General features: G+C 60.4%; 25 protein-coding genes. 22 read left to right on the top strand and 3 right to left on the bottom strand.

Annotated features, from left to right (window positions below; genetic code table 11):
* Position 1: 1 nt before the first annotated feature.
* On the top strand, positions 2-1,180 hold the full coding sequence (locus L6639_RS29070; RefSeq protein ID WP_128930099.1) for a cytochrome P450: 1,179 nt from the start codon (positions 2-4) through the stop codon (positions 1,178-1,180).
* Positions 1,181-1,856: 676 nt separating this feature from the next.
* On the opposite strand, the gene L6639_RS29065 is transcribed toward L6639_RS29070, so the two are convergent.
* A complete protein-coding gene (locus L6639_RS29065; protein ID WP_128930100.1) occupies positions 1,857-3,665 on the bottom strand; it encodes a putative bifunctional diguanylate cyclase/phosphodiesterase in 1,809 nt (602 codons plus the stop codon).
* A 198-nt stretch (positions 3,666-3,863) separates the two neighbouring features.
* Here L6639_RS29065 and L6639_RS29060 point away from each other — a divergent pair, with 198 nt between their 5' ends.
* The 18 genes from L6639_RS29060 (at position 3,864) to L6639_RS28975 (ending at position 19,728) form a co-directional block, all read left to right on the top strand.
* Positions 3,864-5,306: a sigma-54 dependent transcriptional regulator gene (locus tag L6639_RS29060; protein ID WP_128930101.1), complete on the top strand. Its 1,443-nt coding sequence runs from the start codon at positions 3,864-3,866 to the stop codon at positions 5,304-5,306.
* Between the two features lie 593 nt (positions 5,307-5,899).
* On the top strand, positions 5,900-6,862 hold the full coding sequence (locus L6639_RS29055) for an NADH-quinone oxidoreductase subunit B family protein (protein WP_128930103.1): 963 nt from the start codon (positions 5,900-5,902) through the stop codon (positions 6,860-6,862).
* Positions 6,863-6,919: 57 nt separating this feature from the next.
* The gene (locus L6639_RS29050; protein WP_128930104.1) at positions 6,920-8,518 is read left to right on the top strand and encodes a nickel-dependent hydrogenase large subunit; all 1,599 of its coding nucleotides are present in this window, start codon (positions 6,920-6,922) and stop codon (positions 8,516-8,518) included.
* A 107-nt stretch (positions 8,519-8,625) separates the two neighbouring features.
* Positions 8,626-8,937: a hypothetical protein gene (locus tag L6639_RS29045; protein ID WP_128930105.1), complete on the top strand. Its 312-nt coding sequence runs from the start codon at positions 8,626-8,628 to the stop codon at positions 8,935-8,937.
* Between the two features lie 22 nt (positions 8,938-8,959).
* The gene (locus L6639_RS29040) at positions 8,960-9,277 is read left to right on the top strand and encodes a hypothetical protein (protein ID WP_128930106.1); all 318 of its coding nucleotides are present in this window, start codon (positions 8,960-8,962) and stop codon (positions 9,275-9,277) included.
* A 24-nt stretch (positions 9,278-9,301) separates the two neighbouring features.
* Positions 9,302-9,784, top strand: coding sequence for a hydrogenase maturation protease (locus tag L6639_RS29035; RefSeq protein WP_128930107.1), 483 nt, complete (start codon positions 9,302-9,304; stop codon positions 9,782-9,784).
* Positions 9,784-10,092, top strand: a complete 309-nt coding sequence (locus tag L6639_RS29030) for a hypothetical protein (RefSeq protein WP_128930108.1) — start codon at positions 9,784-9,786, stop codon at positions 10,090-10,092. The genes L6639_RS29035 and L6639_RS29030 overlap by 1 nt, the downstream gene beginning before the upstream one ends.
* A gap of 54 nt (positions 10,093-10,146) precedes the next feature.
* A complete protein-coding gene (locus tag L6639_RS29025; RefSeq protein WP_232995559.1) occupies positions 10,147-11,208 on the top strand; it encodes a tetratricopeptide repeat protein in 1,062 nt (353 codons plus the stop codon).
* A 28-nt stretch (positions 11,209-11,236) separates the two neighbouring features.
* On the top strand, positions 11,237-11,446 hold the full coding sequence (locus tag L6639_RS29020; RefSeq protein WP_128930109.1) for a hypothetical protein: 210 nt from the start codon (positions 11,237-11,239) through the stop codon (positions 11,444-11,446).
* A gap of 10 nt (positions 11,447-11,456) precedes the next feature.
* The gene (locus L6639_RS29015; protein ID WP_128930110.1) at positions 11,457-11,681 is read left to right on the top strand and encodes a hypothetical protein; all 225 of its coding nucleotides are present in this window, start codon (positions 11,457-11,459) and stop codon (positions 11,679-11,681) included.
* Between the two features lie 24 nt (positions 11,682-11,705).
* Complete coding sequence (locus L6639_RS29010; RefSeq protein ID WP_128930111.1) at positions 11,706-12,575, top strand: NifU family protein; 870 nt, start codon at positions 11,706-11,708, stop codon at positions 12,573-12,575.
* 65 nt (positions 12,576-12,640) lie between these two features.
* Positions 12,641-13,777, top strand: coding sequence for an NHL repeat-containing protein (locus L6639_RS29005; RefSeq protein WP_232995560.1), 1,137 nt, complete (start codon positions 12,641-12,643; stop codon positions 13,775-13,777).
* On the top strand, positions 13,774-16,230 hold the full coding sequence (hypF, locus tag L6639_RS29000) for a carbamoyltransferase HypF (RefSeq protein WP_128955153.1): 2,457 nt from the start codon (positions 13,774-13,776) through the stop codon (positions 16,228-16,230). The genes L6639_RS29005 and hypF overlap by 4 nt, the downstream gene beginning before the upstream one ends.
* Positions 16,200-16,490 (top strand): HypC/HybG/HupF family hydrogenase formation chaperone, encoded by a 291-nt coding sequence (locus tag L6639_RS28995; RefSeq protein ID WP_128930114.1) that lies wholly within the window; start codon positions 16,200-16,202, stop codon positions 16,488-16,490. Before hypF ends, L6639_RS28995 begins: the two co-directional genes overlap by 31 nt.
* 4 nt (positions 16,491-16,494) lie before the next feature.
* The gene (locus L6639_RS28990) at positions 16,495-17,187 is read left to right on the top strand and encodes a D-sedoheptulose-7-phosphate isomerase (RefSeq protein ID WP_128930115.1); all 693 of its coding nucleotides are present in this window, start codon (positions 16,495-16,497) and stop codon (positions 17,185-17,187) included.
* The gene (hypD, locus tag L6639_RS28985; RefSeq protein WP_128930116.1) at positions 17,184-18,314 is read left to right on the top strand and encodes a hydrogenase formation protein HypD; all 1,131 of its coding nucleotides are present in this window, start codon (positions 17,184-17,186) and stop codon (positions 18,312-18,314) included. The genes L6639_RS28990 and hypD overlap by 4 nt, the downstream gene beginning before the upstream one ends.
* Positions 18,311-19,378 carry a hydrogenase expression/formation protein HypE gene (hypE, locus tag L6639_RS28980; RefSeq protein ID WP_128955154.1) on the top strand — a complete coding sequence of 356 codons (1,068 nt, stop codon included), beginning with the start codon at positions 18,311-18,313 and terminating at the stop codon, positions 19,376-19,378. The genes hypD and hypE overlap by 4 nt, the downstream gene beginning before the upstream one ends.
* Positions 19,379-19,386: 8 nt before the next feature.
* Positions 19,387-19,728, top strand: a complete 342-nt coding sequence (locus L6639_RS28975; protein ID WP_128930118.1) for a hydrogenase maturation nickel metallochaperone HypA/HybF — start codon at positions 19,387-19,389, stop codon at positions 19,726-19,728.
* Here L6639_RS28975 and L6639_RS43325 read toward each other — a convergent pair.
* The gene (locus L6639_RS43325) at positions 19,674-20,018 is read right to left on the bottom strand and encodes a hypothetical protein (RefSeq protein ID WP_308421686.1); all 345 of its coding nucleotides are present in this window, start codon (positions 20,016-20,018) and stop codon (positions 19,674-19,676) included. The two genes, L6639_RS28975 and L6639_RS43325, sit on opposite strands and share 55 nt — an antisense overlap.
* A gap of 18 nt (positions 20,019-20,036) precedes the next feature.
* Between L6639_RS43325 and hypB the strand changes: the two genes are divergently transcribed.
* Positions 20,037-20,705, top strand: coding sequence for a hydrogenase nickel incorporation protein HypB (hypB, locus tag L6639_RS28970; RefSeq protein WP_308421687.1), 669 nt, complete (start codon positions 20,037-20,039; stop codon positions 20,703-20,705).
* Positions 20,706-20,720: 15 nt separating this feature from the next.
* A complete protein-coding gene (locus L6639_RS28965; protein ID WP_128930120.1) occupies positions 20,721-21,407 on the top strand; it encodes a sulfite exporter TauE/SafE family protein in 687 nt (228 codons plus the stop codon).
* Between the two features lie 642 nt (positions 21,408-22,049).
* On the opposite strand, the gene L6639_RS28960 is transcribed toward L6639_RS28965, so the two are convergent.
* Positions 22,050-22,553, bottom strand: a complete 504-nt coding sequence (locus L6639_RS28960; protein WP_128930206.1) for a MarR family winged helix-turn-helix transcriptional regulator — start codon at positions 22,551-22,553, stop codon at positions 22,050-22,052.
* A gap of 83 nt (positions 22,554-22,636) precedes the next feature.
* On the opposite strand from L6639_RS28960, the gene L6639_RS28955 reads away from it, so the two are divergent.
* On the top strand, positions 22,637-23,860 hold the full coding sequence (locus L6639_RS28955; RefSeq protein ID WP_128930121.1) for a cytochrome P450: 1,224 nt from the start codon (positions 22,637-22,639) through the stop codon (positions 23,858-23,860).
* Positions 23,861-23,869: the final 9 nt, after the last annotated feature.

Genomic DNA, 23,869 nt, shown 5'->3' with positions numbered 1-23,869 from the left:
CATGAGCCAGTTTGCTTCTACTCGGATCGATCCGTTCGCTGATGAGGTGCTGAGGGATCCGTATCCGGCGTACCAGACCTTTCGCGAACTGGGACCGGTGTTCAGGATCGAGCCGTACGACATCTGGGCCATGGCGCGGTATGAGCAGGTTGATTCCACGCTCAAGGATTGGCAGACCTTCATCAGCGGAGAGGGCGTCGGCCTAAAGGGTATGAACCCAGCGCTGCCCCGGCCGATGACGCTACAGATCGACCCGCCCGATCACGAGAAGGGACGCCGAATCCTCGCCCGGACCATGTCACCGGGCGTAGCGAAGAACCTGCGCGACACCTTTCAGAAGGAGGCCGAGAGGAAAATCGGCGAGCTCGTCGAGCGGGGGACCTTCGACGCGATGACAGATCTGGCCATAGCTTATCCCCTAAAGGTGTTCCCCGACGCCATTGGCGTCTCAGAGGAGGGACGCGAGAACCTGCTTGCCTGGAGCACGTTCGTCTTCAACAGCTTCGGACCGGATAATCACATTCTCGCCAGATCTCGTGATCCAGGGCTGACCGCGCAGAAATGGATCATGGACCGTTGCGCACGCAGCGCGCTCAGACCCGATGGCATTGGAACGATGATCTACGAAGCTGCTGATGCAGGTGAGATTACTGAACACGAGGCCACGCATTTGGTCCGGCCATTCCTAACTGCGGGTGTCGACACGACGATCAATGGACTGGGGAATACCTTGCTTGCACTCGCAAGCCATCCAATGCAATTCGCCAAACTACACGAGCGCCCGGCACTCGCCCGCAATGCGTTTGAGGAAGGGCTACGCTATGATTCACCTGTGCAGACCTTCTTCCGCACCACCTCGCGTGAAGTGGAAATGGCGGGCGATATCATACCAGCGAGGACCAAAGTGCTGGTCTTCATGGCATCCGCCAACCGTGATCCGGCTCGTTGGCAAGAGCCCGAGCGCTTCGATGTGGAGCGACCTGTAACAGGACATGTGGGCTTCGGCTCCGGCATTCATGCTTGTGTGGGCCAGATGATCGCACGCTTGGAGGGTGAGTTGGTTCTAACGGAACTTGCGAAGCGGGTAAAATCAATTGAACTCATTGCCGAACCCGAGCGCATGCTAAATAACACCCTTCGGGGGCTCAAAAGTATGCCAGTCCGCGTGACTGCTGCCTGAGCGACCAATGGTGGCACTGTCCGATCTTGAGACCACCATCATCGACAGAGCAATTCCCATGCTACCAACTAGGGTCGGCCGCGAGGCGGGCAAGCCGCAGTTGGTTTGCTGCCCTGTTCAACAGCGTAGCCTCTCAGGCCTTGAAACGTCGCAAGACTACCGTTTTCAGGAGGCGCCAAGTCAAGGACAGACAATCGGCAGAATTTCAGCGTTGGTGCCAAACGACAATGAGCGAGACGATCACGCACTTGTCCCGAATTGGGCTCGCGATGCATGCGGCCTGAGCAATACAAAGGCGCAGTGTCAGGTCAAAAAAGACGAGAGGGAGCTCCGCCAAAAGACCGGTTGTCTGCCCCCTCCCTGACTTGGCCGCCACAAGAGTGTAGGGAGGTCCTTTCAGGCATTCGGGCTTTCTAGAATAGCGTGAAAAGCTTCAAAGCCATGATCGGAGTAGGCAAGGCGTTTTGTTGCCTGAGGGCTGTTTTGTTCTCCTGATCTCCTCGTTGAGTCTCTCCTGCCAGCATGTAGACTAGCTTTGCCCCCAATGGCTACATCAGTAGCGGCCCGCCGCGGTGTTGGCGCGAACGGCTCGAAGTGTTAAGGTGCATCAAGACCTCAGCGGGTGGCTTCCGCTTTAAAATAGCCGAGGGGTTCTCGAACCTTGGGCAGCTCCAGATTAGGCAACAGCTTTCAGCTCCTCAATGACGCGGATCAGCTGCGCCGCAGGCTGGGGGTAAGCGATGAAGTAGCCTTGGGCTTGCGTGCAGCGTTGGTCACCAAGAATCCTAAGCTGCTCAGCTGTCTCAACCCCCTCAGCGACAATGGTCATGTCCAAGGCTTGCCCCAACTCGGAAATTGCCCTGACAATCGCCGCCGCGCTCGTCTCGCGGCTGAGATCCTGCACAAAGGATCGGTCGATCTTGATCTTGTCCAATGGGAAGCTCCGCAGATAGCTCAATGCGGAGTAGCCTGTGCCGAAGTCATCTATGGCGATGTGAACTCCTAGCACCCGCAACCTATTGAGAATGTCGCGCGTGATCTCTTCGTCGTGCAGCAGAATGCTCTCGGTAATCTCCAGTTCGAGACGAGACCCATGCAAGCCCGCAGCAGCCAGGGCGCGGGTCACGGACAGTTCCAAGGCTCCGCGCCTGAATTGAACAGACGACAGATTGACCGCAACTCTTACGTCTTGCGGCCATGATGCGGCATCGCGGCAGGCCTGCTGAAGCACCCAATCACCAATCGGAACGATGAGCCCTGTCTCTTCGGCGAGGGGAATAAAGGTCGTAGGGGGTATCGTCCCTTTTTGCGGATGATGCCAGCGTAAGAGCGCTTCGAACGTGACAATCTGCTTGGATTCGATATTCACGATGGGCTGATAAAACAGTTCGAACTCAGATCGTTGCAAAGCCTGGCGAAGGTCTACCTCGAGCTGCAGGCGCTCTTGCAAACGGACGTTCATTTCGTTCTGGAATATTCGATAGGTGCCGCGTCCATCGGACTTTGCCTGATAGAGCGCCACATCGGCATTCTTAATCACTTCGTCTGTTCCGTTTTCGGAGCATGCCGTGATATTTATGCCAATGCTCGTGCCAATCATCACCCGGTGTTCATCGAGGAAGTAGGGTTCGCCAATGGATGCGAGGATTCTCTCAGCGAGGCTGCTGGCGTCCTCAGGATCGGCGGCATCAACCCGCAGAATCGCGAACTCGTCCCCGCCAAGCCGAGCGACGAGGTCTGTCGTCTTGGCGCAAGATTTCAATCGCTGCGCCACCTCAAGCAGCAGGGCATCGCCAACGCCATGTCCAAGCGTATCATTGACGCTTTTGAAGCCATCAAGGTCCAGACACAAAATCGCAATGCGCTTGTGCCGCCCTCGTGTTCCAACCGCGCGCTCCACAAGCTCGTGAAAGCTGCGCCGGTTGGCCAGTCTTGTGAGGGGATCGTGGGCCGCCAGAAATGCAATTTGCGCCTCGTGCAGCTTGCGCTCGGTCACATTCCGGCAGGTGCCTCGATAACCCTGGAATTTACCCCTCGCAAATGTCGGATTGCCGTTGATCTCCAGCCAAAGCTCGTCCCCCGCACGTCCGTCCAAGCAGATTTCGAACCCCCGAAATGGCTTTCGATTGGAAAGAGCCTGCAGATATTCGATCCAGGATTTGCTCGCGAGCGGATTGATCCCCAAGGCCTCCGCCAACTTGATTCCAATTTGGCCGGCCGGCAGCCCGAGGTCTTCCTTGCCGCTTGTAATCGTCAGCTGGTCATCGGTTTCCCAGACGACCTCCGAAGAGGTATCAAGGAAATCGCTCAGGCGTTTGAGCTCGCGCCTCAAACGGTCATTGTCCAATCTAAGCTGCTCGAGCGGGCCGGCTTCGCCAGAGCGACATGATTCTAGCGGGCTAGGCTTTGCTGCAGTCAACCAACAGCGGACATCGTTCATGCAGCTTGCAAGCGCCGCCGCGATAAAGTTGACCGGAAATGCCATTTGCACTGCCCCCAAACAGCGAGGCCGCGATAGTAAGTGGGGGAAGCTGCGAAAAGGTTGCCGGCCTTTGGGGAATTGCGGCGGGGTTAATTGCGGGTTCACGGACCTGCCGAACCACTATGGACAGCGCAAGCCTCGCGAAGTTGATTTATCTTGCAGATATTGCTAACCTGCTTTGCATTTTGGAAAGAATGTTGCATGCGCGACCTGCAAACAGTGCTGATCATCGCGCGGAGCGGCCCTGAATGGGCTGCCATCGCAGACACCTTGTCAGACCAATACGACTACCGCGTTCTTTCCGCCGATTCGGTCGAAAATGCGAGGGCATCCCTGGCCGACGCCCAAGTAGACATTGCTCTCGTCGAGTATGGCGAAGGCAAAGGTCTGAAGTTCCTCGTTGATCTACGAGTATCTCATCCTGACGTGATCCGCATCCTGGCGCTCGAGGCCAAGACCGAGATCGGCCAACGGGAAATGGCGCCCGCCGGCATCTATCAGCTCATCCGTAAGCCGCTGGACGCCAACCAGATTGGACTTATGGTGGAGCGTGGCCTTGAGGCCCGTGAACTTGCCCGTCGACATCGCCTTCTTACACGAGAGTTCAAATTTCCAGCGAATGCCACAGGCATTCACGCAAGGCCCATTCTGCCGATGCAGCCGGAGAGCCGCCGTTTCGAAAAGCTCGTCTACGTCAGTGAAAAACTACACAACCTCAGCGAGCTCGCGCGAAAAGCAGCCAAAACGGAGCTGCCTATCTTGATTCAGGGGGCAACGGGGACGGGCAAAGAGCTTCTCGCTCGCGCCATTCATTACAACTCTGGCCGCCGCGACAGCCCGTTGCTGGTCCAAAACTGCGGGGGGATGTCCGATGAGCTCTTACAATCCGAGCTCTTTGGGCACAAGCGCGGCGCTTTTACGGGCGCTGTCTCAGACCGGCTGGGCCTTTTTCGCGCCGCGGACCGGGGAACGGTATTCCTCGATGAAATATCCGAGGTGTCTTCATCTTTTCAGGTGAGCCTGCTTCGTTTCCTGCAGGAGGGAGAGGTCAAGCCGCTCGGCTCCGACAAGATCGTCACCAGCAATGTCCGCATTATCGCTGCCTCCAACCGTCCTCTCCGCGCGTTGGTCGCCGCGGGCAAATTCCGACAGGATCTCTATTTCCGCCTGCGGGGATTCGAGCTGGAAGTTCCCTCGCTGAGTGATCGCCGAGAGGATATCCCGGTGCTAGCGGAGTTCTTTGCCGCCAAGCACAGCGAGGCGATGGGGCGCAAGATCCTTGGAATTTCTGCAGCCGTTCTCGAAAAGCTCTCCGCTTACGACTTTCCGGGAAACGTTCGAGAACTTGAGAACGAAATCCGCCGCATGGTGTCACTGACGGAGGAGGGGGAGTACGTCACCACCACGCACATGTCGCCCGCTATATTGGCGGCCCCGCCGCGCTCCCGCTTCAAGTCAGCCGGCGGGTACGAGCTGCGGGGCACCACCTTGAAAGAAAAGGTCGAATGCCTCGAAAAGCAAGTTGTCGCCGAAGTGCTGTCGCGGCATCGGTGGAATCAAAGCAAGGCTGCGAACGAACTTGGACTCTCGCGCGTTGGACTTTCCAACAAGATCAAGCGCTATAGCCTCGATGAGGCAGAGTGAGACAGCCGATGGTACGCAACGAAGATCAGTTTAAGAGGGATCCCTCACCCAACCTGGTGCGCTTCCCCCAGTCGCGAGTTTCGCCTGCTCGCAGGACGCCAGCAAAGGATCTCGGGCTGAGCCTGCTTTCCAGAAGGCTCGGTCTGCCGGAGCGCCAATTGACTGGACATTGGTGCAGCCGCTGCGAGGGCATCTGGTACGGTTATCTGCTCGAGGTCGATTGTCCTGCATGTGGCAATCGTCACGGCTGAGTACCGCTGCTCGTCTTCAAAAAATCAGCACCGAACGAGCGATACTTCAGCCTGCCTCAGGGAAGGAGCTTTGGGCACCGTCACCCCGTAACAAGGACTAATGCCAACCCTTGCAATATTTGATGCGCTGCAACGATCATTGCTTACATTGACAAGCTGGTATGCATAGCAAACTTAGTATGCGCGGCGTCACACACCGTAGATCGCCCTGCGAAGTCAGCTGACGCTTAGAATCCTTGAGCTTTTTGAAAATTGCAAGGTACGAGCCGCTCGGCATGGTCCTTGCTACCTCCTTCCGACAAAGATGCCATGCCAGCGCGTCTGATTTGGTGGAGGAAATAGATGACTAATCTTCTTTGGCTCCAGGGGGGAGCGTGCTCCGGCAACACGATGTCGTTTCTCAATGCCGAGGAGCCAAGCGCCTGTGATCTCGTCACAGATTTCGGCATCAACGTCCTATGGCACCCATCGCTCGGCCTTGAGCTCGGCGAGAATCTGAAGAAGCTTCTCAACGCGCTGACATCAGGACAGATGCCGCTCGATATTTTCGTGTTCGAGGGCACGGTGGTCAACGCGCCGAATGGCACTGGCGAATGGAATCGCTTTGCGGGCCGCCCGATGAAAGATTGGGTCACCGATCTTGCCAAGGTCGCCGGCTATACTGTCGCGATTGGCGACTGTGCAACATATGGCGGTATTCCCGCGACTGCTCCCAATCCGTCAGAAAGCCAAGGACTACAATTTCTCAAACGTCAGCAAGGTGGCTATCTCGGCACAAGCTACCGATCAAAGGCAGGCTTGCCCGTCATCAACATACCGGGATGCCCAGCCCATCCGGATTGGATCACGCAAATTGTCGTCGCGGTGGCGACCGGCAGAGGTGCTGAACTCTCGCTCGACGAGTTTCAACGCCCAAAGACGTTTTTCACGAGCTTCACCCAGACCGGCTGTACGCGGAACATGCATTTTGCCTATAAGGTCTCAGCCACGGAATATGGCCAGCGAAAGGGGTGCCTGTTCTACGATCTCGGCTGCCGTGGACCGATGACGCATTCACCCTGCAACCGCATTCTCTGGAATCGGCAATCGTCGAAGACCCGAGCAGGCATGCCGTGCATGGGCTGTACCGAGCCGGAATTTCCGTTCTTTGAGCTGGCCCCCGGGACGGTATTCAAGACCCAGACTCTGATGGGCGTGCCCAAGGATCTGCCGTCCGGCGTTGACAAAGCCGGTTACGTCAAGCTGACCGCGGCCGCGAAAGCCGCCTCACCAGCATGGGCCGAGGAAGACATCTTCGTCGTCTGACGAGTGTCCTGCTCACAGACCTGTCGCTCAACCATCAGTCATCAGGAACCGATTCACATGCCAAGCGCAGTGCAAACTCTGGACATTTCGCCGGTCGGCCGGGTCGAAGGCGATCTCGACGTGCGTGTCAACATCCAGGATGGGGTCGTGGTCGACGCCTGGACCCAAGCGGAGCTGTTTCGCGGTTTCGAAATCATTCTGCGTGACAAGGATCCCCAAGCCGGCCTCGTTGTCACACCGCGCGCCTGCGGCATTTGCGGCGCCTCGCATCTGACCTGCGCCGCATGGGCGCTCGATACGGCCTGGCAGACCGAGGTGCCACGCAACGCCATCCTGGCCCGAAATCTCGGCCAGCTCGTCGAGAGTCTGCAGAGCCTTCCGCGCCATCACTACGGGCTCTTCATGATCGACTACACTCACAAGAATTATTCGAGCTCGAAATATTATAAAGAGGCGGTGAGGCGCTACGCTCCCTTCACCGGCGCAAATTACGAAATCGGCGTGACGATTTCTGGCAAGCCCGTCGAAATCTATGCTCTGCTGGGCGGGCAATGGCCCCACTCGAGCTACATGGTACCGGGCGGGGTGATGTGTGCCCCGACGCTCACCGACGTGACGCGCGCCTGGTCGATCCTCGAGTATTTCCGCCGCGAATGGATGGAAAAGATATGGCTAGGCTGCTCGCTCGAGCGGTACGAACAAATCAAAAGCTATGACGATTTCATGGCCTGGCTTGATGAAACGCCGCACCACGCCAATTCTGATCTGGGCATGTTCTGGCGGATGAGCATCGATTGCGGCATGGACAAGTATGGTCAAGGTCACGGCCGCTTCGTGTCCTGGGGATACCTTCCCCACGAGGACAAGTATCAGAAACCGACGATCGAAGGCCGCAACGCCGCGGTCATCATGAAGAGCGGCGTCTACGATGGCCGTAGCGATACGTTCAAGCTCATGGACCAGAACTTTACGCGCGAAGACACAGCCCATGCTTGGTACGATGAGCCGGGTGGGCTGCATCCGTTTGACCGCAAGACTGTACCGACCCAGAAGAACGCCGTCGACATGGGTGGAAAGTATTCCTGGGCCACCGCCGTGTGTCACGATGAAAGCGGCCGGCTCGAAGCTGGGCCGCTATCGCGGCAGCTGATCGCAGGCGGCAAGCACGGCGAGAGCTGGCAACATTACGATCCGCTGGTCCTTGATATGTACAAGAAGCTGGGGGGCGCCAGCGTCATGCTCAGGCACTTCGCCCGCATGCACGAAGGTGTCAAGTTATACCGGCAAGCTGAACACGCGCTTCGTGAGTTTCGGCTGAACGACCCGTGGTATATCAAGCCCAACGAGCGCGACGGGCGCGGCTGGGGCGCCACAGAGGCAATCCGAGGAGCGCTGTGCCATTGGATCGACGTCAAGGACGGCAAGATCAAGAACTACCAGATCATTGCGCCGACTACCTGGAATGTTGGACCGCGGGCGGCGGACGGCACCCGAGGACCGATGGAGCAGGCCTTGATCGGCTCGCCTATCAAGGATCCGAGCGATCCCGTTGAAGTCGGCCATGTCTGCCGCTCCTATGATTCGTGCTTGGTTTGCACGGTCCACGCGCACGACGCAAAGACAGGAGAGGAACTGGCGCGCTTTAGAACAGCCTGACCGCAAACTCGCTCGAGTCACTGGATTGCATCAACAGGCTTCGTTTGGTCATTCTCGCAGGCCGAGCGAACCACGGTGGATCACTACGTCAAAAGGCGCGTCGCACAATGGCGTCCGAAAACGGGGCTACCCTGAAAGCCATCGCCGATATGCTTGCGGATGGGCTCGAAACGCAAGTCGAGCCCTTTCCCGAGACGGACAAGGAATTTGCGGAAATTTTGCTGCAGCTGCGTCAGCTCGATACGAAGGACCTCAAGGCCAAACTCGTGATCTCGGGGTTCCTCGACCATCCTTACGGACCTGACAGGCAACGCTGCCTGGAATGCATGTACTATCTCGTGCACCGCAAATGGTGCGATCTGCCAGAGCTGTCTGTGCCTGTCGAGCCGGACTGGTGGTGCCGGCTATGGCGCATCTAGCTTCTCACCCGAGGCGCTCGTCATGGCCTCCGCCAGCGATGAAAGCTTACGTTCCCGCATCATCGGTCTCCTGACCTCTGGTCTTGCCACGGACGTGTATCCGCGCGCAGACAGCCATGAGCAAGTTCAGCGGCTTGTCTGCGACCTTCGCCTTGCAGGCGATGATCTGGAGGCTAAGCTCAAGCTCGCGGGGTTTACCTCATATCCGATTGAGCACGCCGGCATTACGCAGCTTTGCGAAACTTGCATGTACTACAAGGTGCACCAGCGCTTCTGCGAGCTGCCGGAACTGAATGTGCCGGTCGAACCCGATTGGTCCTGTAAGCTCTGGCGCATCTGATGCGCCTCATGGAAAGGGCACGCCGTGATTGCCGTGGTTGCTTGTGGAAATCCAAATCGTTCCGACGACGGCGCCGGTCTTGCTGTTCTCGGGCAGCTCAAAGATCGGGGGTTCGGACAGAATGCTGACATTCGTCTGCTCGACGCTGGCACCGACGGGATGGCGGCGATGTTCGCTGCGCGGGGCTGCCGAACGCTGATTATCGTCGATGCCTGCAGATCCGGCTCCGAGCCGGGCGCAATCTTCGAGGTCCCAGGACACGAATTGACCAAACCTTATGGAGGTGGACTTAATCTGCACGACTTTCGCTGGGAGCACGCACTTTTCGCCGGAAAGGCGATATTTCGCGATGCGTTTCCCGACGATGTCATCGTATTTCTGATCGAGGCAGAGCAACTCGATCTTGGTCTGTCGCTATCTTGTCGTGTATCGCAGGCGGTCATGAAGGTCGCCGCTAGGATCGAAGAGTTGCTGCGAACGCCCCAGGAGGCCGTGCCGGTGGGCTGATGCCAAATCTTGCGGTCACCATCAAAGACGGCTCGCTCTACTTTTCTGCCGCGCTCTGCAGACGCTTCTTCGATGGCCTTCAATGCGTCATCCTGCTCCGACGAGACAACGATCTTTGCATCCTGCCAGTCCGTCACCAGGCGGGCGGTGGATATCTGTTGAAGATGCGCAACATCGCTGGTGATCGCGTGGTGCATGCACCCGACTTCTTCAGCGAGCACAATGTCCCGATAGACGTCCGCGAGTTCGCAGCCGAATGGTCCTCCGCTGACCAAGCTCTCATCATCGCGCATGCGTTCGATTTGTAAACTTTCTTTACATTTCGCTTATTGAGTAGACAGACTGAAAATTTGGCTGCAAGATTGATCCGCATCAATGACGCGCGGCAAATCAAGCGCTCGGTCCGGGAGGACACCTTGGCGGCAGGCCTTCTGAGCGAACAGGTACGCGCAGCCTTGCAAGCAGCGGAGGCCGAGACGGCTACGCCGGCCGAGCGAGCCGAGATGCTCATGGAGATCGGAATAGGGCTGCAAACGAGGCCCAAGTCGCCGGATGAGATCAACTCCGCAATAGAACTCTACGACAAAGCCCTGACCGTCTGTCCCGGTGAGCTGGCTTTGCTGCGATCTCGTATTCTGGCGCGCAAAGCAACGGCGCTGCAGGCGATGCCCGAGCAGGGCACAAAGTCAATCGAGCTCGCTCGGTCCATCTTCGAAGCCATCATGCCAGAGCTCACTCAACTCGCAACGCTTGAAGAAACCGCGGAAGCCGAGATGAATCTCGGGCTGTGCATCCAAAGCCTCGCTGCCGTTGGCCGCGCAAAGATCTCTGAGGCGATAGCAGCCTATCAACGCGCCCTTCGTACCTTCACTCGAACGAGCCACCCCAAAGAGTACGCCATTCTTCAGAACAATTTGGCGACGGCCTTTCTCTCCATGCCGATGACCGATCAGCGCGGCAAAATGCGAGAGGCTCTTGCTGTTCAAGCCTTCGAGGAAGCGCTCAAAGTCGTGACTCTCGTCGATGATCCTGTCGAATACGCGATGTTGCAGAACAACCTCGGCAATGCCCTCCAATATGTCGCCTCGAGCCACGTGCTCGAGAATAATCTTCGCGCGCTTGAGGCCTATGACGAGGCACTTAAGGTCCGCACCCGCGAGACGATGCCGATCGAGTACGCGAACACCATCTCGAACAAGGCAAACTGCCTGTGGAATCTGCCCGGTCATGCCTCGAACTCGGAAACCGGCAGGGGCATCAATCTCTCAATGGCCCTCGTCTATTACAGAGAGGCGCGCGAAATATTCCTGGCCCATGGAGATCCCGGTCGCGCTCAGATCGTCAGCGAGGCCTCCATGCAGATCGAGCGCGAGCTGATGGAGCTGTCGGCGCTTCTCGATCGACCTACCACCCTGCATTCCTAGCAAATCTGGATCGAAGGAGTTCTTGCAAATGAGCGTGTCACTTACTCCGGCAATATTCGCCTTAAGTCTCGGTCTGGCGATGATTGCATCAATCGCAGGAGGAATGGTCGGCGGCCTCATCGTCGGCGGAAAAGTGCTCGGAAATGAGCTCGCAGCGCTGCTCGGTGGTTTCTACGGCCCGTTGGCTGGAATTGCCGGCGTTTTCGTCGGCCTTATCGCTCTTTCGATCATCGCTTGAGGAAGATGACATGTGGGCAATGACACAGAACTCCATCTTGTTGTTCTTCCGCGGAAAGCTTTTCGCAGACCCAGCCAAGGCTTACCGGCAAATTGCGATCGGGGTGGCGGTCACAGCCATGCTGCTCATCATTCTTACGCTGGTCGGGGCGCCGATATGGGCGGCTTCAGCCCTGGCAGCAGCAATTGGTGGGGGCTTGCAGCCTTATCTCTTCCGAAACCTCCGCTATAGGTGAGGAGCGCGGCCGGCGCGAGATCGCATGAACGCTCACGAATCGACACCAACACTTCGGGAGGATCTCGCCGGCTTTGTCGGCGATATCGAGCGGTTGGAAACGGTCGTGGCGACCTGGGATGAAACGCAGCGGGGCGTCGTTTCCGCCTACAAGATCGCGATCGAAGCGCTCAATGCGGAAGCGTTCCGGCGCCTGATACGTGCCTTGAAGGCCGATCCCGCCGCGCTGGCCGCCATGAAGAGCGCAGCTTCGGACGAGCTCGTCTACGCGGTGCTGCGGCGCTACAACCTCTTGAGGGCGGCCCTCAACGAGCGGGTCGAGCAGGCACTCGAAAGCGTCCGGCCGATGCTGAAATCGCATGGTGGGGATGTCGAACTCGTCTCGGTTCGCCCGCCGGCAGTGGAGGTTCGGTTCAAGGGAGCCTGCGACGGCTGTCCCGCCTCGGCGCTGACATTCCATGCCGGCGTGAAGAAGGCGCTTCAGGATGTCTGCCCCGAGATCACCGACGTTATTCAGGTCAAGGGGCTGGCCGCGGCGAGCGAAGGCGGCGTTCGGTTCATCAGCCCCTTCGCGCTGAATGCGGAAGGACAGTGGATACCGGCGGGAGCTTGGGCGGATTTTCCGGAGGGCTTGGTCCGCGCGATGGAATTGGGCGGACGCAAGATCATCCTGTCACGTAGTGGGGAATCGATCTCCTGTTTCGAGAATGCCTGCGCGCATCTCGGCCTTCCGATCCATGATGGCGAGGTGCAGGGCGGCATCATCACCTGTCCCTATCATGGGTTCAGATACGACCTCGCCAGTGGCGAATGCCTGACCGCGCCTGAGGTGCAACTGCAGCCGCACGCGGTCAGGATCATCGGAACCAGGGTTGAAGTGAGGATAACGGCATAGCCATGATCACTTCAGCCGCAACCATTCGCTTGGACCGACCGCGCGCTAGGATGCGCGACAACCACGTGCCACGCCGGTTTCTCTCGCCGGCCGGCGCCCGCGTGATTCTGGGTGGAGAGGTCACGCCGGACGGACTTGTGCAATCGATCGTTCCGTCGGCCCAGACGTTGTTCGGCCCGCGTGGGGTGTGTCTCGACAAGAACGGGCCCATGTTCGTCTGCGACAGTGGCCATCATCGGCTGCTGATCTGGAGCCGCTGTCCGTCCTCCGATCAAGCGCCCGCCGATATTCTGATCGGTCAATCCGACTTCTCGCGCGAGGGCCGCAACGCCAAGCGCGACATCGGCCCCGACACGCTCAACTTCCCGACCGGCGTCGCTGCCGCAGACGGCATCCTGGCCGTGGCGGATGCATGGAATCACCGGATCCTGATCTGGAATCGCTATCCATCCGCCTCGAACCAGCCCGCCGATGTGGTTCTAGGTCAGGCGGACTTCGTCTCAGGCCTAGCCAATCGCGGAAGAGCGGTGTCTCGCTCCGACACACTGAATTGGTGCTACGGGGTCGCGATCTTCCAGGGCAGGCTGATCGTCTGCGACACCGGAAATCGCCGCGTTCTGATCTGGAACGGCATTCCGACCGCCAACGGCACGCCGGCCGATCTGGTCCTCGGCCAAAGAGACTTCGTCACCCGTGATGACAATGCCGGCGGCGACGTCTGTGCCACCAGCATGCGGTGGCCGCACGGCATCGCCTGCCATGACGGCGCACTCGCGATCTCGGACGCGGGCAACAATCGCGTCATGGTATGGCGCCATTTCCCCACCGTCAGCGGGACGCCGTGCGATTTCGTGCTGGGCCAGGACGATTTCGCGGGCGTCGATCACAATCGCAGCTCGTACGATCCATCCTCGAGCGCGATGAGCATGCCCTATGGTCTCGTCATCTGGGATGGCCAGCTCGTGGTCTGCGATACCGCAAATTCGCGGCTGCTTGGCTTCCATCTCCAGGACCTCGCCATGGATGCGCCGGCCACAGGGCTGGCGGCCCAGAACGGCTTTGCCGACAAAGGTGACAATCGCTGGCGCGCGGCAAGTCGCGACAGCCTGTGCTGGCCTTATGCTGCTTCGGCAGTCGGTCGGACTCTGGCGATCGCCGACACCGGCAACAACCGGATCCTGATCTGGGACAAAACACCATGAGCAGGCTCAACCTCGCCGCGCCGCAGAACCCTGTCGAGGTCGTTGAAATCCGGTTTCGCGGACGTGTGCAGGGCGTCGGCTTCCGGCCGGCGGTCTGGCGCCACGCGCGGGAACTGCGGCTTGGCGGCGAGGTGCTGAATGACGGAGAAGGCGTTCTGGTTCGCGTGCAGGGAGAACGGGCGATCATTGACATGCTCGTCGACCGCATCGCTGGCGATCCGCCGCCGCTGAGCCAGATCGAGGCAATCGAGATCACCGCCTATGCGGGCGTGCTGCGCGACGATTTTGCGATAGTCGAGAGCGCACATGGCGGGGCTCATACCGAGATTTCACCTGACGCGGCGCTCTGTGCCGATTGCGCGCGCGAAACCACCGATCCCTTTGCGCGCCGCTTCCGCTACCCCTTCACCAATTGCACCAATTGCGGGCCGCGGCTGAGCATCGTCGACGGCATCCCCTACGATCGCGCCAAGACCGCGATGTCGCCGTTTGCAATGTGCGCCGACTGCGCCCGCGAATACCGCGACCCTTCCGACCGGCGGTTTCACGCCGAACCGATCGCCTGCCATGCCTGCGGGCCCAAGGCGAAGCTGGTCAGGCTCGACGGGCGTCACTTTACCTTCGAGCAGTTTTCCATGCTTGACGATGTGGATGCGGCGTGCAGCCTGATCCAGAAGGGCGAAATCGTCGCCGTCAAAGGGCTCGGCGGCTACCAGCTCGCCTGTGACGCCACCCAGGCCGACACGGTCAGGAGGCTGCGCAAACTGAAACAGCGGGACGGCAAGCCGTTTGCCCTGATGGCCAGGGACGTTGACGTTATCCGCCGGTTCTGCGATCTCGCCGAACACGAGTTGGTCGCGTTGACAAGCCCGGCGGCCCCCATCGTGCTCCTGCATGCGAATGGGCCGGAGCACCTGCCTGACGAGATTGCACCGGGATTGCGGACGCTCGGTTTCATGCTGCCGACGACGCCGCTGCATGTCTTGCTGCTGCGGCGGATGGACCGGCCGGTCGTCATGACCAGCGGCAATTTGTCGAGCGAGCCGCAGGTGACGGGCGATACGGAGATGACGGAGCGCCTCGCGGGGATTGCGACGTTCGCGCTCACCCACGATCGGCGCATCGCCAACCGTGTCGACGATTCTGTGGTCCGGGTGGTGGCGGGCGGGCCGCGGCTCCTGCGTCGCGCCAGAGGATACGCACCGGCGCCGATCGCCCTGCCCAGGGGGTTCGCGAAAGCGCCCGATCTGCTCGCCATGGGCGGGGAGCTGAAGGCCACGTTCTGTTTGCTCAAGGACGGCGCTGCGATCCTGTCCCAGCATCAGGGCGACCTGGAGGATGTCGCGACATTCGACGATTACAGGAAGAACCTATCGCTCTATGCCGCGCTCTTCGAGCACGAGCCTACGGCAGTGATCGCCGACATGCACCCCGAATATCTGTCCTCCAAGCTCGCGCGCGAGCACCTGGCGGGCGGGACGCTGCCTTTGATGGAGGTGCAGCATCATCACGCCCATGTGGCGGCCTGTCTTGCCGAGAACGGATATGCGCTCGACGGCCGTCCGGTCCTCGGGATCGTTCTCGATGGTCTCGGATGGGGCGAGGACGCGACGTTCTGGGGCGGCGAGTTCATGCTCGCCGACTATGTCGGCTACACGCGGGCCGGTACGTTCAAGCCGATCCCGATGCTTGGCGGCGTCCAGGCCGTGCGCGAGCCCTGGCGCAATCTCTATGCGCATCTCATGGCGGAGATGAGCTGGGCCGAGCTGACAATGAATTTCGCCGAGCTCGAGCTCCATTCATATTTGGCGGCAAAGCCGCGCGCGCTGCTGGATTCGATGGCGCGCAACCGCATCAACGCTCCGCCAGCATCATCCTGCGGGCGCTTGTTCGACGCCATGGCCGCCGCCCTCGATGTCTGCCGGGACGCGCAGAGCTATGAGGGCGAGGCGGCGGCGCGGCTGGAAGCCATGGTCGACGAGAAAACTCTCGCCGATGAAGACGAGGCGCTGGCCTATCCGCTGACGATCCCCAATCTCGCCGGCACGGGTTTGCCCTATATCGAGCCGCTCGCGATGTGGCATGCGGTGCTGGGTGACCTGATCCTGAAGACACCGGCGCCGGTGATGGCTGCACGGTTCCACAAGGGGCTGGCCAAGTCCATCGCCGCCATGACACGCAAGCTCGCCGGCTCCCCCGAGGACGGCGAGCGACGCTTCTCGACCGTCGCGCTCACCGGCGGCTGCTTCCAGAACCGCATCCTATTCGAGGAGGTGGTGCGCCGGCTGGAGCGCGAGCAGTTCACTGTGCTGTCACATGCGCGCGTTCCGTCCAACGATGGCGGACTTGCTCTCGGCCAAGCCGTCATTGGAGCTGCGCATCTGATGAAATCAAACAAAGACTTCAGGGAAGGAAAGCCGTCATGTGTCTCGGTATTCCCGGGCGGATCGTAAGGATCGACGACGAAGCGAGAAAGCTTGCGACCGTCGACGTCAGCGGCGTCAAGCGGCAGGTCAACATCGCCTGCATCGTCAGCGAGGATCATCCGCCGTCGGCCTGCCTCGGCGACTGGGTGCTCGTCCATGTCGGATTCGCGATGAGCCGGATCGACGAGGAAGAAGCCGCGCAAACGCTCAAGATTCTCACAGAACTGGGTGAAGCACAGGCTGAAATCGAAGCCATGAAGCGTTCGGCAGCTGAGCCGGGAGGGTAGCGCCATGTCAGGCAACAGCGACCTGAAGGAACTTTATCCGTTTCTGCATGGCGGACAGCAGGAGCCGGCGCGGCTGGATGCCGCCCTCCTGCTCTCGGTCGAAGAGAAGGCACGCGATTCGCGCGACACCAATGCGCGCTTCTTTGCCGAGAACGCCGCGGTGCTGATCGCCGCGGCGAAAACGGTCGCGGATGTCTATCGCAACGGCGGACGGCTATTCTCGATGGGCAATGGCGGCTCGAGCTGCGACGCCTCGCATGTCGCCGTGGAGTTCGTCCACCCGATCACGGCGGGCAGGCCCGCACTGGCCGCAACCAACCTCGTCGCCGATCTGGCGATGATCTCGGCGGTCGGAAACGACCTCGGTTTCGATCACGTCTTCGTCCGCCAGATCGTGGCCCAGGGGCGGAAAGGCGATGCGCTCATTGGCATCTCCACCAGCGGCAATTCGTCGAACCTGATGGCCGCCTTTGCCAAGGCGAAGGAGATGGGCCTCGTGACCATTGGGCTTGCGGGCGGCGACGGCGGAAAGATGAAAACCGCGGGTGTCGTCGACCATTGCCTGGTCGTCCCGACGACGTCGATCCATCGCACCCAGGAGTGCCATGTAACCGCCTACCACATCCTCTGGGATCTCGTTCACACGCTCTTGGCTGACGACCGGGGATCGGCGCGAACGAAGGGAGCCGTGGCATGAAATATGTCGACGAATTCCGCGACGGCGAAAAGGCGCGCGTACTCATCGGCGAGATCGAGTCGCTGGTTTCCGGCATGAAACTTCCGGAGGGCCGGCCGCTTTACCTGATGGAGGTCTGCGGCGGGCACACCCATTCGATCTTCCGCTATGGGCTCGAGGGCATGTTGCCCAAGGCTATCGAGCTGGTTCATGGTCCGGGATGTCCGGTCTGCGTCCTGCCGATGGGACGGGTCGATGATTGCGTCGCGATCGCGGAGAACCCGAAGGTCATCTTCACAACCTTCGGAGACGCGATGCGCGTGCCCGGCTCGCGGAAGAGCCTCCTGCAGGCCAAGGCGGATGGTGCCGACGTGCGCATGGTCTATTCGCCGATGGACGCGCTCCAGCTCGCTCGGCGCAATCCCGCTCGCGAGGTCGTTTTCTTCGGCCTCGGCTTCGAGACCACCATGCCGTCGACCGCATTGACGATCCTGCAGGCGGAGAGCGAGGGGATCCGGAACTTCTCCGTGTTCTGCAACCACATCACGATCGTTCCGACCATCAAGGCGATCCTCGACAGTCCCGGCCTGCAGCTCGACGGCTTCCTCGGGCCCGGCCACGTGTCGATGGTGATCGGCACGGCTCCTTACGAGTTCATCGCCAATTTCTATCGCAAGCCGATGGTGGTCGCCGGCTTCGAGCCGCTCGACATCCTCCAGTCTATCTGGATGCTGCTGAAGCAGATCGCGGAGGGGCGGGTCGAGGTCGAGAACCAGTATGCCCGCGTCGTGCCGAGCGAGGGCAACAACGCGGCGCTGCGCGCGGTGGCCCAAGTATACGAATTGCGCGAGTTCTTCGAGTGGCGCGGGCTTGGATCGATCGATCATTCCGGCGTGCGCCTGCGCGATGCTTATGTGCATTTCGACGCGGAGCGCAAATTCGCGATTCCCAACGTCAGGATCGCCGACCCGAAATCGTGCCAGTGCGGCGAGGTGCTGAAGGGCGCACTCAAGCCGTGGCAATGCAAGGTGTTCGGCACCTCATGCACGCCGGAAACGCCTCTCGGAGCACTGATGGTGTCCTCCGAAGGAGCCTGTGCTGCCTACTACCAGTATGGCGGCCAAAAGCGCCAAGCGGAGGTCGTATGAATTTCGTCCCCTTCGTCAAGACGCGCACGCGCGGCAAAGTCAATGTCAGCTCGGTGACGCTGGCTCATGGCGGCGGCGGCAAAGCCATGAAGGACCTGATTGACGACGTGTTTCTGACGGCCTTCGGCGAGCACGCCTGTGAGCCGCTCGAGGATCAGGCGCGGTTCGATCTGGCGGTCTTCGCAGCCCATGGCGACAGGCTCGCCTTTACGACCGACTCCTTCGTGGTCGATCCCCTGTTCTTCCCGGGCGGCGATATCGGAAAGCTCGCGGTTTGCGGCACGGTGAACGATCTCGCCGTCGGCGGGGCGGTGCCCATGTATCTGTCCTGCGCGGTCATCATCGAGGAGGGCGTGCAGATCGATCTCTTGCGACAGGTCGCGCTTTCCATGGCGCGAACGGCTTCGCAAGCGGGGGTGCAGATCGTCACGGGCGACACCAAGGTCGTGCCACGGGGAGCGTGCGACAAGATCTTCATCACGACCACGGGCGTAGGCGCGATCCCTGCCTCGCTCGCGCTCGGCGTGGACAAGGCCCGCGCCGGCGACGCCGTCCTCGTGAACGGACTGCTGGGTGACCACGGTGCCGCCATCCTGTGCGCCCGCGGCGACATGGCGCTCGAGACGCCGATCGCCAGCGATTGCGCCTGTCTGCACGAGCTGATCGGCGCGATCCTCGCCGCCGCACCGGGCACTCGCTTCATTCGGGACGCGACGCGCGGCGGCGTCGCGACGGTGCTGAACGAGATCGCGGACGGCTCGGGGGTCTCCATCGAGATCGAGGAGGGCATGACGCCGATCCGCGAGGAAGTGAAGGCGTTCTGCGAGGTGCTTGGGCTCGATCCGCTCTATCTCGCCAATGAGGGCAAGATCGTCGTGATCGTTCCCCCCGATCAGGCCGAAGCCGCGCTGGCTGCCATGCGGCGAGATCCACTGGGTTTGGATGCCGCCCGTATCGGCCGGATCACCTCGGACCAGGATAGCCGCGTCATGATGCGGACGAGCTTTGGCGGACACCGAATGGTCGACATGCTCGTCGGCGAACAGCTGCCTCGGATCTGCTGAGAGGACCCATGCACGAGCTCGGCATCACCCGTAACATCGTGGCGATCGTCAGCGATGCCGCCAAGGGCCGCAAGGTCCGCCGCATCACCGTCGATGTTGGAGATCTCTCCGGCGTGATGGGAGAGGCGATCGCATTCTGCTTCGAGACCGTCGCCCGCGGGACGCCTCTTGACGGCACAGCGCTCGACATCAGGCGCGTGGCCGGGCGAGCGCTGTGCGCGACGTGTCGTTCGGAATTCGAGCAGGCGAGCCTGTTTGCGCCGTGCCCTTGTGGCTCGCGGCAGTTTACGCGCCTTCAGGGCGAGGAATTGAAGATCAGAAGCATGGAGATCGAAGGGGAGGCTGCCTGATGTGCGGACATTGCGGTTGCGGCGCCAAGGCGGGTGCCACGGTGATCAATCTCCAGACCGGACATGAAGCGAGCCTGGGCGGTGGGGAGACCGGTGAGCACCTGCATGATCATTTCCATGTCCACGCGGATGGCGTTGCTCACGCCCATTCGCATGACCATGATCCCGCCCACGTCCACTCTCACGCTGGACACGGCCATGATCACCATCATCATGACCATCATGATCACGGACATCATGGACGCCGACATTCGCATGACCATGCCCACGAACACGGGCATACCAATCATGACGAAGCTGCGGGCCTGGTGCTCGATCTGGAAGCCCGGATCCTCGCCAAGAACGACGTTTTGGCAGCAAGGAACCGGGCCTGGTTCGCCGGTCGCGAAATCCTGGCCCTGAACCTCGCAAGCTCGCCCGGCGCCGGCAAGACCACGCTGCTGGAGCGAACCATTGGCGACCTTCATCACGAGGTCAATCTCTTCGTCATCGAAGGAGACCAGGTGACGGCCAATGATGGGGAGCGAATTCGACGCGCAGGCGCCCCAGCAGTCCAGGTCAATACGGGCACGGGTTGCCATCTCGAGGCCGACATGATTGCGCGCGCTCTTTCAGAGCTGCGTCCACCGCCGGAATCGATCGTGATGATCGAGAATGTCGGAAATCTAGTTTGTCCTGCGATGTTCGACCTTGGCGAACATGCAAGGGTCGTCATCCTCTCAGTGACCGAGGGAGAGGACAAGCCGATCAAATATCCTCACATGTTCCGGTCGGCTGACCTCATGATCTTGAACAAGCTCGACTTGCTTCCGCATGTGGATTTCGATGTCGATCGCGCGGTGGCATACGCCAGAGACGTCAACCCGGCCATCGAGGTTCTGCAGGTCTCGGCCAGAAACGGCGCAGGATTTGAGGAGTGGTACGGTTGGATACGACGGCAAAGCAAGTTGCTGAAGGACACCGTATTTCCCTCTTGATGATTGGATCTTGCCATGTTCGGAATATTGGGGCTGGGACTGCTGCTGGGCATGCAGCACGCGCTCGAGGCCGATCACATTGCGGCGGTATCGAGCATTGCGGCGCGCCGCAGCGATGTGGGCGAGATCGTCAAGCATGGGTTGACGTGGGGAATTGGACACACCATCACTTTGTTCCTGTTCTCCGGGGCGGCTTTGGTGCTCGGATATGCAATTCCGCCGGGCGTTTCGCAACCGCTAGAGGCGGCCGTCGGCTTCATGTTGATTCTGTTAGGAAGCAACGTCATATGGCGCTTATGGCGCGAACGTGTCCATGTTCACCATCACATCTCAGATTTTCGTGCTCCTAGTCACAAGAGCGAAATTTGGCGCCCTGAGGCGCGCGCGCATGATCATGACCATGGTGCGCGCTGGCGGACGCTGGCGGTCGGGCTCATGCATGGGATGGCAGGCTCAGCCGCGCTCCTCGTCTTAACCGTCTCACAAGCGCCGAACCATCTAGCGGGGATACTTTACGTGTTACTATTTGGTATGGGCTCGATGATGGGGATGGCCGCACTGTCGTCGCTGATTGCGGTTCCCTTAGTCATCTCAGCCCGAACCTTAACTTGGGTCAACCGGTCTTTGCAGTTCGTTATCGGAAACATCGCGATGGGACTTGGCCTCTTGACCATCTATGGAACAGTCGCCGCCGCTGGCTAGCGAGAGGTCAGCTACCCTTCGCCATTTGAATGCGTCTTTTTTCTAAGGATGGTCCGGAGAATCGATACCGGGGGTGTCTCGACCGCCCCTAGCAGCGCGCTGCTCTCCTCGGTCGTGCCGCTTGGGTGCGACCCGGTAGATACGCTGCGCGAGCCAGCAAGCTCCCAATGACGGCGGCTCCCTTCGCTCTCGCATTTACGGACTTTATCTCTTCATCCTCTCGGCAGTCCCGGGTTGACATTAAACCGCTAGCGCCGTCTCGAACTTGGCCTCTATGTTAGTAGCGATCCTTTCCGATGGCTCGACATTGAGCATCTCGCCGCGCGCGCTGCCAGGATGCTCTGCCAGACGGCGGATTGTCGGCCCCTCGCAATCGACAAAGGGTCTATAAGCGGTTGCCGCCTATCCGCGAACCAGGAGAGGTTCGCGAATAAGGAAGGGAGGGTTCAAGCCGGAGGCAAAGGTTTTTTGTTGCCTAGGCAACTAATTCATGCGAACCTTCGCGCAAGGGAAGATGGCGGGACAACCGCTACGCCTTTCCTGGGAGGACCGATGTTCGGCAGGGATGGTATCGCCAGCAAACGCCGGCGCAAGCGTGAAGGTAACGAAGCCTTGCGTGCACATCGTGCTGTGCGCCCTGGCTTAGCTATCGGTATCCGTCACCGCGCCGAGATTTTCATGCAAACGGCGCAGCAGCCCGATCAGTATTTCCTGCTCATCCCTGGAAAGGCACGACAGCAGCCGCCGCTCGCGCCCAAGCGCCACGGCGATCACCTTGTCGTGGGTGGTGCGCCCCTTCGCTGTCAGGGAGATCGAATGGGTGCGGCCGTCATTCGGGTCGATGCGGATCGCGATCAGGCCTCGCTTCTCCATGGCGGCGAGCGTCCTGCTCACCGGCCCCTTGTCGAAGCCGATGACGTGGCAGATGCGGGCGGCCGGAATGCCTGGCTCGATTGCGAGCAGGGCAATGATGCGCCACTCGGTGACGTTGACGCCGAACGCGGGCTGATAGAACGCGTTCGCGCTCTTGGACAATTTATTGGCGATGAAGGTGATCAGAGCCGGGATGTAGCGGTCGAGATCGAGCAGCGGCGCATCGCCTTCAGTCGCGGTGTTGTGTCTCGATTTGCTGGTCGGTGGCTGCATCACGTCGGGGCTCGCTTCATGCGCTGCTCCAGAAATAAGGACATGCGCGAACGCTTCACAAGCCCAAATTTGCGAGGACTGCAATGACTGTACCGAGCGCCTGTGCTTCGACCGCCGGTCCAATGGCCATTCCACACCTTGACGTCGACCCCTTCGCGATCTCGTTCTTCGACGATCCCTATCCGACCCATGAAAGGCTGCGAGAGGCCGGCCCTGTCGTCTATCTCGATAAATGGAACGTCTACGGCGTGGCGCGTTATGCCGAGGTCTATTCAGTCCTCAACGATCCCCAGACCTTCTGTTCCAGCCGCGGCGTCGGTCTTTCCGACTTCAAGAAGGAAAAGCCCTGGCGGCCGCCGAGCCTGATCCTGGAGGCCGATCCCCCCGCGCACACCCGCACCCGCGCCGTGCTGTCAAAGGTGCTGTCGCCCGCGACCATGAAGCGGATCCGCGACGGCTTCGCTTTGGCGGCCGAAGCCAAGATCGACGAGCTGCTGCAGCGGCGCAAATTCGATGCGGTCGCCGATCTCGCAGAGGCCTATCCGTTGTCTGTATTTCCGGATGCGCTCGGACTGAAGGCGGAAGGGCGCGAGCACCTGATTCCTTATGCTGGTCTCGTCTTCAATGCCTTCGGCCCGCCAAACGAGCTACGTCAGACCGCAATCGAGCGATCGGCGCCGCACCAGGCCTATGTCGCCGAGCAGTGCCAGCGACCGAATCTTAAGCCTGGCGGCTTTGGCGCCTGTATCCATGCGTTCTCCGACACTGGCGAGATCACGTCGGATGAGGCGCCGTTGCTCGTGCGCTCACTGCTGTCCGCAGGCCTCGACACCACAGTCTATGGCATCGGAGCCGCTCTCTATTGCCTGGCACGCTTTCCGAAGGAATTCGCGCGGCTGCGGGCCGATCCGTCGCTGGCGCGCAACGCCTTCGAGGAAGCCGTTCGCTTCGAAAGCCCGGTGCAGACCTTCTTCCGCACCACGACGCGCGAGGTCGAGATCGGCGGCACGCGCGTCGGCGAGGGCGAGAAGGTCCTGATGTTCCTCGGCGCGGCGAACCGCGACCCGCGCCGCTGGATCGAGTCCGATCGCTACGACATCACCCGCAAGACTTCGGGCCATGTCGGCTTCGGCTCCGGCATTCACATGTGCGTTGGCCAGTTGGTAGCGCGGCTCGAAGGTGAGGTGGTGCTGTCCGCGATCGCGCGAAGGGTTGCATCGATCGAAATCTCCGGTCCCGTCGAGCGCCGCTACAACAACACGCTGCGCGGGCTAGAGAGCCTGCCGATATCCATCACCCCGGCCTGACGAGGACCT

This window comes from Bradyrhizobium zhengyangense (genome assembly GCF_022012555.1).
Classification (GTDB): Bacteria; Pseudomonadota; Alphaproteobacteria; order Rhizobiales; family Xanthobacteraceae; genus Bradyrhizobium; species Bradyrhizobium zhengyangense.
The sequence above is the reverse complement of the archived record's forward strand: the minus strand, read 5'-3'. Positions and strand labels throughout refer to the sequence as shown.

What these genes read in the sequence shown, in the direction of transcription:
- L6639_RS29070 (WP_128930099.1), top strand. Translation starts at nt 2, where the DNA reads ATGAGCCAGTTTGCTTCTACTCGGATCGATCCGTTCGCTGATGAGGTG.
- L6639_RS29065 (WP_128930100.1), bottom strand. Translation starts at nt 3,665, where the DNA reads ATGGCATTTCCGGTCAACTTTATCGCGGCGGCGCTTGCAAGCTGCATG.
- L6639_RS29060 (WP_128930101.1), top strand. Translation starts at nt 3,864, where the DNA reads ATGCGCGACCTGCAAACAGTGCTGATCATCGCGCGGAGCGGCCCTGAA.
- L6639_RS29055 (WP_128930103.1), top strand. Translation starts at nt 5,900, where the DNA reads ATGACTAATCTTCTTTGGCTCCAGGGGGGAGCGTGCTCCGGCAACACG.
- L6639_RS29050 (WP_128930104.1), top strand. Translation starts at nt 6,920, where the DNA reads ATGCCAAGCGCAGTGCAAACTCTGGACATTTCGCCGGTCGGCCGGGTC.
- L6639_RS29045 (WP_128930105.1), top strand. Translation starts at nt 8,626, where the DNA reads ATGGCGTCCGAAAACGGGGCTACCCTGAAAGCCATCGCCGATATGCTT.
- L6639_RS29040 (WP_128930106.1), top strand. Translation starts at nt 8,960, where the DNA reads ATGGCCTCCGCCAGCGATGAAAGCTTACGTTCCCGCATCATCGGTCTC.
- L6639_RS29030 (WP_128930108.1), top strand. Translation starts at nt 9,784, where the DNA reads ATGCCAAATCTTGCGGTCACCATCAAAGACGGCTCGCTCTACTTTTCT.
- L6639_RS29020 (WP_128930109.1), top strand. Translation starts at nt 11,237, where the DNA reads ATGAGCGTGTCACTTACTCCGGCAATATTCGCCTTAAGTCTCGGTCTG.
- L6639_RS29015 (WP_128930110.1), top strand. Translation starts at nt 11,457, where the DNA reads ATGTGGGCAATGACACAGAACTCCATCTTGTTGTTCTTCCGCGGAAAG.
- L6639_RS29010 (WP_128930111.1), top strand. Translation starts at nt 11,706, where the DNA reads ATGAACGCTCACGAATCGACACCAACACTTCGGGAGGATCTCGCCGGC.
- hypF (WP_128955153.1), top strand. Translation starts at nt 13,774, where the DNA reads ATGAGCAGGCTCAACCTCGCCGCGCCGCAGAACCCTGTCGAGGTCGTT.
- L6639_RS28995 (WP_128930114.1), top strand. Translation starts at nt 16,200, where the DNA reads ATGTGTCTCGGTATTCCCGGGCGGATCGTAAGGATCGACGACGAAGCG.
- L6639_RS28990 (WP_128930115.1), top strand. Translation starts at nt 16,495, where the DNA reads ATGTCAGGCAACAGCGACCTGAAGGAACTTTATCCGTTTCTGCATGGC.
- hypD (WP_128930116.1), top strand. Translation starts at nt 17,184, where the DNA reads ATGAAATATGTCGACGAATTCCGCGACGGCGAAAAGGCGCGCGTACTC.
- hypE (WP_128955154.1), top strand. Translation starts at nt 18,311, where the DNA reads ATGAATTTCGTCCCCTTCGTCAAGACGCGCACGCGCGGCAAAGTCAAT.
- L6639_RS28975 (WP_128930118.1), top strand. Translation starts at nt 19,387, where the DNA reads ATGCACGAGCTCGGCATCACCCGTAACATCGTGGCGATCGTCAGCGAT.
- L6639_RS43325 (WP_308421686.1), bottom strand. Translation starts at nt 20,018, where the DNA reads ATGATTGGTATGCCCGTGTTCGTGGGCATGGTCATGCGAATGTCGGCG.
- L6639_RS28965 (WP_128930120.1), top strand. Translation starts at nt 20,721, where the DNA reads ATGTTCGGAATATTGGGGCTGGGACTGCTGCTGGGCATGCAGCACGCG.
- L6639_RS28960 (WP_128930206.1), bottom strand. Translation starts at nt 22,553, where the DNA reads ATGCAGCCACCGACCAGCAAATCGAGACACAACACCGCGACTGAAGGC.
- L6639_RS28955 (WP_128930121.1), top strand. Translation starts at nt 22,637, where the DNA reads ATGACTGTACCGAGCGCCTGTGCTTCGACCGCCGGTCCAATGGCCATT.